This window comes from Endozoicomonas sp. OPT23, from assembly GCF_009653635.1.
Lineage (GTDB): Bacteria > Pseudomonadota > Gammaproteobacteria > Pseudomonadales > Endozoicomonadaceae > Endozoicomonas_A.
This window is the reverse complement of sequence record NZ_PPFD01000003.1, coordinates 553,992-569,374: the sequence shown is the minus strand read 5'-3', so window position 1 is coordinate 569,374 and position 15,383 is coordinate 553,992. Positions and strand designations below refer to the sequence as shown.

General features: G+C 45.7%; 10 protein-coding genes and 1 riboswitch. Of the genes, 6 read left to right on the top strand and 4 right to left on the bottom strand.

Annotation, left to right across the window (positions count from 1 at the left end; translation table 11 throughout):
• The first annotated feature begins 68 nt into the window (after positions 1-68).
• Entirely contained in the window at positions 69-1,025 is a 957-nt protein-coding gene (tal, locus tag EOPP23_RS08410) for a transaldolase (RefSeq protein ID WP_153765503.1), read from the top strand.
• 45 nt (positions 1,026-1,070) lie between these two features.
• Here the strand turns inward: tal and EOPP23_RS08405 are convergent, their stop codons facing one another.
• Entirely contained in the window at positions 1,071-1,490 is a 420-nt protein-coding gene (locus EOPP23_RS08405; protein WP_153765502.1) for a hotdog fold thioesterase, read from the bottom strand.
• A 143-nt stretch (positions 1,491-1,633) separates the two neighbouring features.
• Positions 1,634-2,965, bottom strand: coding sequence for a PhoPQ-activated protein PqaA family protein (locus EOPP23_RS08400; protein WP_194842547.1), 1,332 nt, complete (start codon positions 2,963-2,965; stop codon positions 1,634-1,636).
• A gap of 269 nt (positions 2,966-3,234) precedes the next feature.
• On the opposite strand from EOPP23_RS08400, the gene EOPP23_RS08395 reads away from it, so the two are divergent.
• From EOPP23_RS08395 to EOPP23_RS21755, 5 genes are all read left to right on the top strand, one after another.
• Positions 3,235-3,732 (top strand): GNAT family N-acetyltransferase, encoded by a 498-nt coding sequence (locus EOPP23_RS08395; RefSeq protein WP_194842546.1) that lies wholly within the window; start codon positions 3,235-3,237, stop codon positions 3,730-3,732.
• A gap of 15 nt (positions 3,733-3,747) precedes the next feature.
• Positions 3,748-4,587: a phosphodiesterase gene (locus EOPP23_RS08390; protein WP_153765499.1), complete on the top strand. Its 840-nt coding sequence runs from the start codon at positions 3,748-3,750 to the stop codon at positions 4,585-4,587.
• A 9-nt stretch (positions 4,588-4,596) separates the two neighbouring features.
• On the top strand, positions 4,597-5,265 hold the full coding sequence (locus tag EOPP23_RS08385) for a phosphohydrolase (protein ID WP_153765498.1): 669 nt from the start codon (positions 4,597-4,599) through the stop codon (positions 5,263-5,265).
• Positions 5,266-5,321: 56 nt separating this feature from the next.
• Positions 5,322-5,442, top strand: a riboswitch (TPP riboswitch).
• A 78-nt stretch (positions 5,443-5,520) separates the two neighbouring features.
• Positions 5,521-7,257 (top strand): phosphomethylpyrimidine synthase ThiC, encoded by a 1,737-nt coding sequence (gene thiC / locus EOPP23_RS08380; RefSeq protein WP_370514718.1) that lies wholly within the window; start codon positions 5,521-5,523, stop codon positions 7,255-7,257.
• A gap of 124 nt (positions 7,258-7,381) precedes the next feature.
• Positions 7,382-12,670, top strand: coding sequence for a hypothetical protein (locus EOPP23_RS21755; protein ID WP_153765497.1), 5,289 nt, complete (start codon positions 7,382-7,384; stop codon positions 12,668-12,670).
• Between the two features lie 48 nt (positions 12,671-12,718).
• Here EOPP23_RS21755 and EOPP23_RS08370 read toward each other — a convergent pair whose 3' ends face one another.
• Both EOPP23_RS08370 and EOPP23_RS08365 read right to left on the bottom strand, forming a co-directional pair.
• Positions 12,719-13,771, bottom strand: a complete 1,053-nt coding sequence (locus EOPP23_RS08370; RefSeq protein ID WP_153765496.1) for a histidinol-phosphate transaminase — start codon at positions 13,769-13,771, stop codon at positions 12,719-12,721.
• 189 nt (positions 13,772-13,960) lie between these two features.
• Positions 13,961-15,358 carry a Fic family protein gene (locus tag EOPP23_RS08365; protein WP_153765495.1) on the bottom strand — a complete coding sequence of 466 codons (1,398 nt, stop codon included), beginning with the start codon at positions 15,356-15,358 and terminating at the stop codon, positions 13,961-13,963.
• Between the last annotated feature and the right edge of the window lie 25 nt (positions 15,359-15,383).

Genomic DNA, 15,383 nt, shown 5'->3' with positions numbered 1-15,383 from the left:
AGTTCAGGGCCATGACGACAGTCGTCGTTAAAATCCCCTTTACGAATCCTTAGAGGAAAGGTAGTTACATGAATCAGTTAGATCAACTGAAAGGCATGACCAAAGTGGTCGCGGATACCGGTGATATCGAAGCTATCCGTCGTTACCAGCCTGTCGACGCTACCACCAACCCATCCCTGATCCTGAAAGCTGCTGAGCTGCCTACCTACAACCAGCTGTTTGAAGATGCGCTGGCTTACGGTCGCAAGAAGTCCGACAACAAGGACGAGCAGGCTGCTCACGCTTGCGATTACCTGGCAGTAGGTATTGGTAAAGAAATTCAGGGCGTGGTTCCAGGCCTGGTTTCTACTGAAGTAGACGCTCGTCTGTCTTTCGACACCGAAGCCACTCTGAAGAAAGCCCGTGAACTGGTTGCTCTGTACAACGAACAGGGTGCTGACACCAGCCGTCTGCTGATCAAGGTTGCTTCCACCTGGGAAGGTATTCAGGCTGCCAAGGTTCTGGAACAGGAAGGTGTTCGCTGCAATCTGACTCTGCTGTTCAACTTTGCTCAGGCTCAGGCGTGTGCAGAAGCAGGTGTTTACCTGATCTCTCCTTTCGTTGGCCGTATTCTGGACTGGTACAAGAAAGCGGAAGGTCGTGACTACACTGCATCTGAAGATCCAGGCGTTGTTTCCGTTACCCGTATCTACAACTACTACAAGCAACACGGTTACAAGACTGTTGTTATGGGCGCAAGCTTCCGTAACACCGGTGAAATCACCGAGTTGGCTGGTTGTGATTGTCTGACCATTGGCCCGGCTCTACTGGACGATCTGGAAAAGGCTGAAGCGACTATCGAACAGAAACTGTCTGCTGAAAATGCAGCGGCTGCGCCTGCTGAAGCGAAAGTTGTTCTGAACGAAACTGCTTTCCGCTGGGATATGAACGAAGACCCAATGGCTAACGAAAAGCTGGCTGAAGGTATTCGTAACTTTGCTATTGACCAGGTGAAGCTGGAAAATATGGTTAAGTCCCGCCTGTAATTTCTCAGGTTTAACTTTACTCCCGCATAGCGGGAGTAAAGTGTATTACTTGCTGACTGCCGCCATGGTCAGTCGTGAAATACACGTCAATTGTCCTTTCTCGTTTTCCAGTCTTATCTCCCACACCTGAGTACTACGACCAACGTGTACGGCTTTTGCTGTGCCTGTTACCAGACCACTGGTTACTGACTTGATATGGTTGGCATTCACTTCCAGCCCAACCCAGTATTTGTCTTCGTCAGAGCAAAGATTCGCAGCAACACTTCCCAGAGTTTCTGCTAAAACTACAGACGAACCACCATGAAGAATACCTGCGGGCTGAATGGTTCGCTGATCCACAGGCATAGTTCCGGTCAGGCTATCTCCACCAACAGCAGTCACTGTGATTCCGATATGATCGCAGATGGTGCCTTCCAGTCTTTGGTTGATGGCATCCAGAGAAGGTTCTTTTTTCCATATAGACATTAAAGCGATTCCTGTTCCGGTACTGATGTATCCGGATTCTAACAGTGAACTATTCAGTGTGTAGACATACGTCATCGATTTTTAGATAGCTATATCCCCGCTATTGGCGGGGATATAGCTTATGAATTCGTATGTCCGGGTACTTAAGGCTGGGGATAAACGTCAGGTAATACTCTGATGCCAGAAGTTAAAACCAGATCGGGGTAACGGCCATTGGCGAAAGTCAGCTCAATGAAAAAGGCTATCCAGCCACTGTCTTGAATATCCGGAGCATACCGATAGACCCACGGAAGACTTGAACTTGCTTCAATATTAAGTTGCTCAAAACAGATGTTTTGCTCAAGAAGAGTAGGGTTTCGAAAATCTCGGGATAACGGATTATGGCACTGCCATACAGAAGCAGATTTGGGTTGTGTATCAGTGAGCAGTTCCAGCCCACCATCATCGAGATAATGCCAGCGCATTTCCGGAATCGAGCTTTCGTTCAGCAAGGCTCCAAAAACAGAAGCCATAACCTCATTGGTGTTTACCTTGTGATCTCGCCCAAGGTAATGGCTGGCATTGGGCAGATACCTTAACCAACAGGGTTCGGAAAGCTGGTGGTAATAGAAACGGGCAGAATCAGCCGGGAAAAACTCATCACAACTGCTGTTGATGATAAACTTGGGCAGAAACAGGTTTTCTCGATAACTGTACGGATCAATATCCGCCATCAATTGCTGCATTTCCGGTGAGTCGAGATGCTTGAGAATATCCTGCTCCGCATAGTCATCAATGGCTGGTGAGTGTTTGCCATAAACATTCAGGTGGTGATGAATACAGGCTTCAACATTCAGGACATCGATAACCATGGGAACAACGGCCATGACTCGATAGTCATGAGCCGCAGTCAGCCAGGCAACCCAACCGCGCTTGGAAGCTCCTGAGAGATAGAAGTCGTCAATACTCCTTTGTTCCTGTGCAGCAAATCCAGTAACAGCATCCATTGCCCGTATTACACTGCGCACCATCGGCCATTGCAGTGGAGTTAGTCGTTGTCCTTCAGGGTCATTAAGGTATTGCTGCCAGCTCCATGCTACAAGATCATCTTCTGACCTTGGCTTTCCATCACCAAATTCCAGCGTCTGATTGGGAATGTCTTTTAAGGTTACGACGGGGGCATGAGTCAGGTTGCACAGTCTGGCTGCATCCACCGAACTGGAGGGGCTGGTTTCCATCGTTTGATTATGGCGAACACCTCCCATCAACATAAGCAGGCAGGTGGCTGTCTGTTGCTGATCTGGCAGGTAAACCGTCAAACGGTGTTTCCACACAGGTTGATTAACACCAAGGGCTTCCCCTTCTCTCCACAGCTGGGAAGTCAGCTCCAGTTCTGCAATAGCGACATCAGGAAGACTGCTGGAACGACTGAAGCTCACACATTTCCAGTGAAAGTGTGAGGTGTCATCAAAATAGCTCTGTAGTTCCTGATTCAAAAGCATCTCTCCTGCCTGTAAGAGGTTTCATCGGCAAATCAGGGGTGGCTCTTCACCCGGAAAGAGCGGTCAGTAATGAAAACAACCCCTGACGAACTTTTGCCCTGATCGAGTGTCGAACCCTGTAGCTATTTATCAAAGAGCTGCCATCAAGTGAACCATTCACAGCGTTCTGGTGAGAGTCGCTTTTTCATCCGGCGATTCTCTTAACGACAAGCTTAACGACAAGTGCGTTACCGGAACCATTTTTCTTTTTACTGGAGTCACCTGTGCTGATTATTGCCGAAACACCCCGTCTGGTTATCAGAACCTGGCAGGAGAGTGACCTGAAGCCATACGCTGACTTGGTGGGCGCTCAACATGCGACCACAGAGTTTGGCAGGCATCGTCCACTGTCCAAAGCTGAAACAGACCTGTGGCGTTATCAGGTAGAGCTGGATCAGCAGGGCTGGTCTCGCTGGGCTGTCGTGTTAAAAGAGTCCAACCAGCTGATTGGTTACTGTGGTTTTTCAAATTATGGCAACTCTGTTGAAATGAGCTGGCGCTTTCGTCAGGAGTTTCGCGGTAAAGGCATGGTGATGGAAGCGGCTGAAGCAGTAACGGATCTGGGCTTTAAACGACTCGGGTTCAATGAAATTATTTCCTTCGCATCCACCGAAAACGAGTTCGCCAAAGATGTGATGGAAGGTTTGGGAATGGACCTTCAAGGTTTTGAAGGCTGGAGTAACAGAACGGTTGCCCGTTATAGTCTTACCCAGAGCCACTGATAAGAACCCATAACAATGCCCACTCGCATTATTCACTTCTCTGATCCCCAGATAGTGCCTGCCGGTGAAATGAATTACGACATTGACCCTCAGGCACGGCTGAAGCTTTGTATTGACGCTATTCTTTCCCACACTTCTGATGTTGACGCCTGTTTTATCACAGGTGATCTCACTCACTGGGGGGAAACGAAAGCCTATACGGTGTTAAAGCAGGAGCTGGACCGCTTACCTTTCCCTGTTTATATGATGATGGGGAACCATGATCATCGTCAGAGTTTTCTCTCTGTATTCAACGATCATCCCGTTTGCGATCAGGGCTTTATTCAATACGCTCTGGATATGCCCTGTGGCCGTTTCATCTGCCTGGATACGTTAGACAAAGGCAAACGTGGTGGCATTCTCTGTGAACAGAGGTTGGTATGGCTTGAGGGAGAACTGAACAGCACCAGTGAACCTGTTTACCTGTTTATGCATCACCCACCATTTGATGTTGGATTACCAAATATGGATAAGGACAAACTGGCCAACAGTGATGAGTTCCTTAAAGTGATTAAGCCTCATAAACATCGTATTCGACATATATTCTTTGGACACCTTCATCGCTCTGTCAGCGGCAGCTGGCAGGGAGTCAGTTATTCCTGCCCGCCATCCCCAGTACATCAGACTCCTCTTGAACTTGAAAATGCCAAACCAGGTTATGTGTCACCAGAACCTCCGGTGTATCAGCTGGTGGACATTCATAATGACAGTGATGGCGACAGAGTTGTTGTTCACTCACATCATTTTCTGCATGATGCGCCAGCCATTAACAGCCGCACCTGTTACCGATATCAGAAGCCGGCCAAGCCTGAGTAATTGCTGACTATGAATTTTAATGACTCTGAACTGCTGAAAGAGTGGGAAGATCGGTTTGATGCTTTTCTTCGAACCCGTGAGTCTGATGATGCTTCTCACGATATTTCTCATTTCCAGCGCGTCTGGAAGACAGCCCGGCAATTGATCGAAAACGGCAGTCTGGAACTCAACAAGCTGGTGGTTCTAACTGCCTGCTATTTTCACGACATTATTGTTCTGCCCAAGAACCATCCCGAGCGTTCCAAAGCATCAACACTGGCCGCTGAAGAAACGGCTGTTTGCCTGAAGCAGCTGGATTTCCCTGAAGAACTGATTGAAGCGGTTTGTCACGCAGTCAAAACACACAGTTACTCTGCCAATATCACGCCGGAAACGCTGGAAGCAGAAGTCGTTCAGGATGCTGACCGTATGGAAGCCATTGGTGCAATTGGTCTGGCTCGTTGTTTTTATACCGGCGGTAAGCTGGGACAGAAACTCTTTGATGCTGAAGACCCAATGGGTGAAAACCGTGAGCTGAATGATCGTCAGTTTTCACTGGATCATTTTGAACTCAAGTTACTGCGTATTCAGGAAACCATGAAGACCGAACCAGGCAGAAAAATGGCTGAAAAGCACAGTCGTTTTCTTGAAGACTTCCGTACGCAGGTTTGCAAGGAATTGGCAGGAGACTATTCATAGTTTCTCAATCTGTCTGATCGACTCTGTTCAGACTGCGTATTTATACATATAATTTCGTCATCTTGTCGGAGCGCCAAGTGCTGAGACCATAAAGCCATCAGTTTTACTGACTGCTTTGTGGAATCCGTCGAACCTGATCAGGCTAATACCTGCGAAGGGAACAAGAAGATGAAAGACTGTTTATACCTCTAATACAACATAACCGTTTTTTATCAGGCCTATCCGGCAAGCCATCTCAATAAAAGGAAAAACCTTGTGGCTTGCGAGAAAAGTAATTCCGAGTTTGACCAGCAGTTACTGCTGGATGCCTGTCGACCTTTTCCCAACTCTAAAAAGATCTATGTCACTGGTAGTCGTGAAGATATCCGCGTGGGGATGCGTGAAATTCACCTTGCCGATACGTCTGAGAAGTTCGGTGGTGGCCAGAATAAACCGGTCAGAATTTATGATACGTCCGGCAGTTATACCGAGACAGGCATTCCCCATGACCTCACTAAAGGTTTGTCTGGTTTAAGGTCTGCATGGATTGAAGAGCGAAGCGATACTGAGCTACTCGCGGGCAGGTCATCAGAGTTTGCCAAGACTCGTGAGCAGGATGTGCGATTGGAAGATGTCCGTTTCAAATCCCTTAAGAAACCGAGAAAAGCCAAAGCAGGTAAAAACGTTACTCAAATTCACTATGCCAGACAGGGCATTATTACTCCTGAAATGGAGTACATAGCGATTCGTGAAAACATGGCCAGAAATGACAATGAAGAGTTGTCGCATATCACGCCTGAGTTTGTGCGCAAGGAAATCGCTGAAGGCCGCGCCATTATTCCAGCCAATATCAACCACCCTGAATCCGAACCTATGATCATAGGCCGAAACTTTCTGGTGAAGATCAACGCCAATATTGGTAACTCACCTATTTCTTCAACCATCGAAGAAGAAGTAGAGAAGATGCTCTGGTCGGCTCGCTGGGGTGGCGACACCATTATGGACTTATCCACAGGCGATAATATTCATGAAACCCGCGAGTGGATTATTCGCAACTCGCCTGTTCCCATCGGTACTGTACCTATTTATCAGGTGCTGGAAAAAGTAAAAGGCAAGGTTGCCGACCTGAACTGGGAGATCTTCAAAGACACGTTGGTTGAGCAGGCAGAACAGGGTGTGGATTACTTTACTATCCATGCTGGCACGCTTAGAGATCATGCTGCTAAAACTAAAGACAGAGTTACCGGTATTGTGTCTCGCGGTGGTGGCATTCTTGCTCAGTGGTGTGAAATTCACGATTCCGAAAACTTTCTTTATGAAAACTTCCGTGACTTGTGTGAGCTTTGTCGTCAGTACGATGTCAGCCTGTCTCTTGGTGATGGCCTGCGTCCGGGTTCTATTGCGGATGCTAACGATGAAGCTCAATTCGGTGAACTGAAAACGCTGGGTGAACTGACAAAGATTGCCTGGGAATACGGTGTTCAGGTGATGATTGAAGGTCCGGGTCATATCCCAATGCACCTCATTAAGGAAAACATGGACATGCAACTGGAGCATTGCCATGAAGCGCCTTTCTACACTCTTGGGCCTTTGACGACCGATGTTGCTCCGGGTTACGACCATATTACCTCCGGTATCGGCGCTGCCATGATCGGTTGGTATGGCTGTGCAATGCTCTGCTATGTCACACCGAAAGAGCACCTTGGCTTGCCTAATCGTGATGACGTTAAGAAAGGGCTGATCACCTACAAGATCGCCGCTCATGCGGCGGATATTGCCAAAGGTCATCCGGGCACTCGAATCAGGGATAACGCTCTATCTAAAGCTCGCTATGAATTCCGCTGGAATGACCAGTTTAATCTGGCGTTGGATCCTGAAACGGCTAAGGCTTACCACGACGAGACTCTGCCTCAGGATGGTGCCAAAGACTCAGAGTTTTGCTCAATGTGTGGCCCTAACTTCTGCCCGATGCGAATGACTCAGGACGTCCGTGAAATGGAAGAAGCTGTCTGATATCGATTCGGGCTCTGACCTTTCTGGTCAGAGCCCCCCTTTGCTGTCGAAAAAGTGACACTCTGTTGCTTGGCTAAGCTTTCGAGTAATTCTCTACAGCTATGCCATCGACAGGGAGGTCGCTGTGCTTACTCCATTTAATCCGATCAGGTTCCAACAGGAAGGTCGCGCATCACGTGCAAATCTTGATAGAAGCTACCCAGTTCTCAATGAGAAGGGAGAGGTGGAAGCCGAGGCATTTGGTTGGGTCAAAGGTCCGACAGCAGAAAAACATGGAGCTTTTCTTCGCTCAGTAAAAGTCTGGCTGAAAAGAGATAAGGAGCTACAACAATCGCCACTGCTTAAAGGTGCCGCACCTGTTGATAAGAAGCTGTCTGAAAGAGACGTTACTCTTGTGGAAGGCAAAGAGAAAAATTTTCAGACATGGATGACCCTCGCTGAAGATTGGAGTGCCAGTCCTTACACTCCTGTCCACAATGCGGAGTCAGCTTTGGTGACAGAGCTACTTTCTATTCCCTCTGATGATGAACTGATTAAGCGCGGAAAAGAGTCGTATAAATTGGTGTGTAACGATGCTGGGCTGAATTATAAGGATGAGGTAAAAAGAATCCCTGATGAAGATTTTATCAAGCAGGGGTTTGAGGAATACTGGAAAGAAAATGAACCGAAAATTCAGGGGCTTATTAATAGCATTGTTGACGAGGTAGCAAAAGCAACGAGTCAGCATGATTTCGAGTGGGAGAAGAGCCTTAAAGTATTTCTGAAAGAAGAAGAGACGACTGTTCGTGAACAGTGTCGAGAGCATCTAGTCGCTAAAACAGAGCTGTTTACTCCGCAGTTCGATGTTCGGGGTGAAGGAGCTCCTGAATATCCTGATTCTCTGAAGATGGCTTTTGACAAGATAGACGAGATGATGACTCAGGCCGTTGTCGACATTGATGCTCGCCCGACAGAAACCGTTAAAAGACTCAGGGATGAGAAGCTTTCTGAGATTCCTGCTGTAGGAAAAAGACTTTACAAAACATTTGATGGGTTTATTGCATCCAAATTTAACTACGGACAGTGGAAAACAGACGATATCCATGGCCTGGAAAACAATAAAACACACTTTTTGACTGAAGATATAGTGCATGCATGGGAGTCAGGTGATGAGGAAAGGGTTCGAATAAAGTTTGAGAAGCTTAATAGAAAACTTGTAGAAAAGCTGGAACATGCCCGACTCAAACCTGTTTATCAAGCTGATACTAAGTTGAAAGTGGCTAAGACCAAAGCATTTCTGGAAGAAAGAGGTAACCAGCGCAGCGGATACGGAAGCCCGAAAGGTGCAATATCAGTCGTAAATAATAAAAGTAAAGAAAGTATTATTAAGCGGGCGATAAAAGCATTTAAAAGTTTTTGTGTCAGTAGATTTAATATTAAAAAATGGAAAGAAAGTCAGGCAAATGATGTAGTCGCGAAAGGGATTATAAATAGTGGTGTTCTTGAGGCTGTTGAAAGTGATGACCCTGACATAAGGAGAGCTGGTTATTTATCCATCCAGGATGGGTTAATGAACCATGGCATAGAAGGTGATTTCAACCCAGTAATACATAGACAGGAGGCAAAGAGAGCTGTTGAAGTCTACACCAAGTCAAAATATAACGTAGCAGGGTGGGAAGCGGATCAGATTTTTGAGCAGGCTTTAAATTGTGAGCTTTGTAGCGATGAATTTATAAATGCTGCAAGGACAGGCAGGGATCAGGAAACTCAATTTAACCACTTCAGTACAATGCTTGGATATATAGCCGCATACCCTCAACAACAAGTGGTGGTTGATGAGGATGCGGACACTGTTCCATTAGTTCCAGCAAGCAAGCATTCTCACCCATTACCGATAGAGCCAATGAGTGCAGTTGTTGATAGTCCAATGGTTAGACCTCTATTGAATGCTGATCAGCAGCGGGCATTTAATACGCTACTGGAATTCCAGATGTCTGAAGTAAAAGAGAATAAGATTCCAGCTAGCCAGAAAGCATATTTGTTCACAGAAAAAGATGCACAGCATGTACTGGCTGTTTTAGGGGGCAACTCTCGTGATGTGGATGCTATTAATGATGACGCCTGGGTTGCTAAAAAAAGGTGCTCGGCCCTAATCAGAAAGAAAATGGCGGCTGCAAGTTCTCCTCAGCAAGCTCATGAGTCGACTAAAAAGAGTAAAGAAGAATCTCAGCTTGAGCGTCAAAAGATTGAAGCATACAAAACTTTGGTTGCCGGAATAGGGTATTTGTATGAACTGGACGACAGTAGAAAGGCTCTGGAGGTGGCATCAAGAGAACTGACCGATGATGACCTCAGGATAATAGATACAAGTACTGACCTTGCTACTGACTACAGGGTGGAGCCTATTCTCTTAAGGTTGCAGAAGGTAATGCCGTCAGGCAGGCAGGGGCCAACAACGCCTCCATTAGAACGCAGGCCTACAGATTCTATATTGACCAGACGAAGAAGTGATCCTGGTAGTATTAGCCTTCAGGAAGTGGAACAAGCCAGGCGGGTGACTCAAGATAAGAAGGCAGGCTCAAAGGATCAGCGAGACGCATTCACTTATTTAGCTAGAAAAAAGGGCTACATCAAGGATACCGAAGAAGATTTTCAATTGGCTATGGATAATGATGTTCTAAATGAAGAAGCGGTAGCGGGTTTATTAGGACGGTCACAAACACTGGGTATATCTTCTGGAGCTTTTGCTGATGCCATAGGTTCTGACTTTAAAAGGTTGAAGGAAAAAGCTGGCTTGAAAATAAGTGAAAAAACGTTTGAAGGCCCTGAGTATGATCCGAACATTCCATATGGTGAGTCAGCTGCAGCCAATCAAGATTTTTATCAATATACAAGAGGGGGTCAACCTCCTCTTGTGGCCAGTGATGAAGAATACTATGCATTATTTTCAAAAATAAAAGCAAACCACTTCCAGCCAGACAAGTTGGCTGAGGCTCTTGGTTTTTTCCGAAATATACAAAGAGACCAGCGGCTCCTGCATGTCCAGTTTCCTCCGGAAGTTTTTAAACATCTACTTTATTCCGGAAGCCTGCAATGGGATAAAACCCAAAGTAGTCCGATAGTAGGCGTTACTGAAGCGTTTAAGGAAATGTCCAAACATATGGATGTTGTTCCCGGAAGAACCCGGCTTGATGACGTCCTTGATGCGAGGTTGCATCCGGTCAGTGACGGCCTTCTCAACTGGTTCAATATGTGTTTTATGAACAGCTCTCTTCAACAACTGGCTTTCTCCGCGGGTAAGTCCGGGGCGCTTGAAGATTTGGAACGAGGAGTTCCGCTGGCAGCAGCCAAGGATATTATCCAGAAGCAGTACCCTTCATGCCCAACTAATGCTGATGCACCAGCGAGCTGTACAACAGTTGACCAAAAAAATGAGTGGGTATCGCAACAAGCAAGAGTACGAGCTGCAAGTATTGAGAGGTTGGCAAAACTGGTAGTGACAGATCCAGCCAGGGCCATCCGGGATGGTCTTGTTGATGCGAAGGGGAGTTATCATGTCGGTCAGCAGCTTAATAACTACTTCAAGCTCAGAAACAGCTTCCTCAATCTTTGCTATGCATTAAACGATAGAAGGCCGGCTGGTTCCAAAACTCTGACTGACTACCAGCGTTCCTTTTTAAGAGATTATCTGGAGTTTGGGCGCACAGTCAAAAGGGCAGCATCTGTTGCTGTGTTGGGTGCCAAAGAAGGACAGCCCCTGCTACCAGCGACTATTCAGCAGCAGGACCCTGAAGAATTTACGCGAGATATAATGGATGTTTTCGGTCTGACAGAGAGGCCTGATAATTGTCTGTTAACGGTAGATCATAAGGAAATGCTGGTTAATGGCATAGCAAGAGATTCTTCCGATGCGGCTGCTCCTGATCCGGTGGCCATTCTTCCGATTCCATTGGAAGGTAATCACAATACAATCCAGGGCTTTGTTCAGCAGTTCACCGAGCCGGGTATTTTAGGTGAAGACAACAAATTCAATTGGGGTGAAAGGGCGAAAGGTCTGGGTGCTCAGGGTCAGATCACAACCAGGAAGCAGTTGTTGCTGCGACCATTGGGTGAAAGAGCACCGGAAACACTCAGAATACAGTTGAAACTTTTTGATAATCAGGCACAAAAACCTCAAATAGATATACCTGATCCTCAGAAGCCTGGCAGTATGAAAAAGTCCGACTCTGGTAATGAGATACTGAAAAACCTTGGTAAGGGGGATGGACTAATTGTAAAGGTCCCAATACTTCCTGCAGAAGGCAATAGAGCGACACTGAATACAGCTGAACCGATAATGCAGGACTACGTTATCGATAGTATTGTCTGTCATAAAGGTGCTACTTCAACATCAGGGCACTATATTACGATTCGATTTGAGAATAATTCCATTACTGTTTGTGATGATGATGTTGTTCTGGGCTGGCAAGAATATGCGAGCTTTAAAGGACTTCCAGGGTATACAAGTTGGGAAGATTTTTGTGAACGTGAAGGTTTGAGTGGATACGTATTTTCGATGCAAAAAATGGAGCAGCCAATTGTTGAGCCTTATCAGGAAGATCAGCAGCAAGAATATATGTCTATTTCTCAGGCCAGCTTACAGGCAGCCTCTTTACAACCTCTCTCTATGGCACAGCCTGTACCAGTTCAATCAGGCAGAACAGAACCTTGCCTGAACCTTGAAGAGATGCTTAATCACATCAAATCAGGGGTAGAAACCACTGTATTTCTAGATTTAGATGAGACTTTGATAACGCTAGGCTCACAATTCAAGAGAGTACAGATCAACCCTGAAACAAAGTCCCTTCTTCAACGCATGCGTGATAAAGCGAAACCGGCAAAAGCAGAAGTTGTATTGTTGAGTAAGAATGGTTCGAGGAGACTTGATGAAAAACTCGAAGAGTCAGGACTTGGCAGAGATCTATTTGATCAGGTAATTATCACTGGTCAGGAAATTAGAGAAGAAAACCTGACGGCTGAAGTGTACCAAAAAGAACTGAAAGCAGCGACTCAAGAGGAAATGAAATCACCGGGCGATAAAGGGCTAGCTGTAAGGCAATATCTGGAAAAAAATCCACAGGTTCAGCACATAATATTTGCTGACGATACTGTTTCTCACCTTAAGCTGGTCGAAGATGTTTGTACTCAAAAAGGAAAGGCGTATACAACTGTTCCATTCACAGGAGCAAGATTAATAGAAAGACAAGCCAGCTATGAGACCTACAGGCAGCAAGGTTTTTCTAGAATGACATTAGCCAGGTTCTGTGAGTTATCTGACGATTGCGAAAAGTATGGCTGGAGCTTACTTGATCTGGAGCGAGTTATGAGAAGAGAGTTTCTTGGTAAAACTGATGAGGCTATACCTGAAACATATACTCCACCTCGCAGGCGATAGATCTGGAAGAGGCTGATGATCAGCCTCTTTCTTGGTTGTACTACTGATTCAGAGGAAAAGCGATATGAGTTTGATAAGGTTTTCAGTCTGATATTTACTGCCAAAATTAATCCGTAGTCCCACCCTGCTACTTTCATCTGTTTTAGGTCTGACTAGTACTCCGTTTCTGCGAAGGTACTGCTCCAGCTCTTCCGGCTTCTCCGGAAACATCCACACAAAATTAGCGACACTGGGCCAATATTCAATCCCCTGCTGATCAAGAAATTCCTCGAACATAGGTTTAGATACTTCCATTACTTCCTTTACATACTGCTCCGTATAACCCGGATTCGCCAGAGCTGCTTCAATAGCAACCACGGCTAGCTGGTTAATATCGTAAGGCCCACGAACATTGAGCAGGGTATTGATGTTTTCTGCGTTACTGATCACATAACCGAAGCGAACCGAAGGCAGGCCCCAGGTTTTTGAAAAAGTTCTTGTAACCAGTAAGTTCGGGTATTGATCAACAACATCAGCGACTGTTTGCTGTGTGTACTCGAAGTAACACTCGTCGACGAGAATCGCGGCTTCAGGCGCCGCTTTGGCTATGGCCAGAATATCTTCTCTAGGAACTTCCGTTCCGCTCGGATTGTTTGGGTTCGCTATAACAATTAAACGAGTCTTGTCGGTTATAGCTGCCAGAACTTCACTTTTCGGGAAGCCTTTATCTTTGCTGTACGACGGCTCAATGATGTTTAGGTTTTCAACTTTAGCCACCTGATGGTACATGGCAAAAGTCGGGCCTGGAATAATAGCTTCATTACCTTCACGGCAGGCAGAACGAATGATCAGGTCAATACCCTGATCAGAGCCATTGGTGATCATTACCTGTGAGGTCTGGACATTACAGTAGTCAGCAATACGGCTGGTAATGTTGCCATAGGACGGGTAGCACTGAAGGCGGTCATCCTGAATGTAGTCAATCATTGCCTGTTTTACCGTAGGGCAGACAGGCAAAGTTCTTTCATTGAAATCCAGCAGCAAATGTTCATGAGGGTCCCGTCCATCAAGAGGTGGTTTATAGGCACCCATTTCGGCGATGTGGGATTTGAATATACTCATGATGGCTACCGCTTTGTTTTCTATTGTTGAGTGGCACTGTGAGTATATGCAGTGGAGCTACTGTCAGCCAAGTGGTTTCTACGCGAAGCTGTTCAGAAGAAATAGGCTTAAGGTGGCTGTTTAACAGTGTTTTCTATGCGGCTGACATTGCCGAGTGTTTATCTATAGGGGATAAATGTCTGGGGTCGTTCAATCTGGAGAGTAAGGCCAGAGACCGCGAGTGGTGTAATTCCAGGCTGATTTCACGGATGAAAGAGGTTGTCTCCACCATGAATTATTGGATTTCTTTATCTCATTCAAAGTATCGAGCAGTGGGTGTATGAACTCTGCGCACTCCTGCTTTTCATAGTCTGAGAGTAAATCAAAGTCGTAATCATGTAGCTTTGTAAACTTCAGGAGAGATAACGTATTTTCGCTGCCTTTAATCAGCTCCTGTTTGATACGTTCACAATCATATAATAAAACGATATTAGGGTCATGCATCATTAATGGAGGTAGTCCAAAATGCATTAAAGTATGATTACAGGCAAGCATGACGGTTCTTAAGTTGCCATCGGTAAAAGGATGAATGTAAAAATAATATTGTAAAAAATAAGCCAGATTTTCGTAAATTTCTTCGTTTGATTTAGCACGCTCTAGTCTGCCATCCAATACCGCACAGCACCTTTCAAGCACTTCTTCTCTATTAAAGTTTTCATGCATTGTCTCGCAGAAAATACCGTTAAGTTTTTCTTTATCGTAGATCAACTTTAAGTCATTCAGAAATTCCTCAGAATATTCAAGAGGGCTGAGGGCTGATATTCTTCTTCCAATTTCTGCTTCAATTTCAGCTTTGTCTAAGTGTGTAAGTTCATCAAAGAGATAAACAGCTAGCTCTTTAGGTAGATAAGCGCTCTTTAGCAGATCATTAGAATGAAGTAGAAAAGGTGGTCTGGTCGACTGTGTGCTTGGAGACAGCCCTGTTAGAACATTCATAACGTCATATAGCTCCACAAGACCTTGTGTTGTATATATTTTCTGAGAGATAAATTTATAAGCAATATGGCGGGCATTGATTAGTCCGGCATCAAGCTCTTTTGTTGAATCGTAATTCATAGCGAATTTGTCACCAAGAGCCTGTTTGTGAAGCTCTTTTAGCCATTCCGCACTGATGGCTTTCCTTCCATTACTAAGGTCTTTAGTAACAGCTGCAAAGCCTTTTGCCATTTTTTGGATACACCCAGGATCTCTCTGCTCAAACTGATAACAACCGTTTTCCTGATCAAGTAACTTGCCTTCTACAATCAGGCGCACCAGATCCAGAGGTGATAGGGAGGCCAGATCTGTTAAAACCCTGATGCTTTTATCGGGGTTTGGTTGGGGGGGAGCAGAGAGATTTATAGAGGAAGAATGCATCTTTACCGTACGTTCTTGATCAGATGCTAAGGTCTTCCCTCTGTTACTCTGTACCAATGCTGAATCGGTTCTGGTTGCTTTTCTTCCTCTGTAACTCCCTTCTTCATTTGATCTGATTAATTTCTCAAGTTTTTTCGATGAAGAGAATGAAGGCTGTGACTCTGCTGGAGGTTTTCGTGGAACCCTGTCCATAAGACTGAAGTTTGGCTGACCTTAG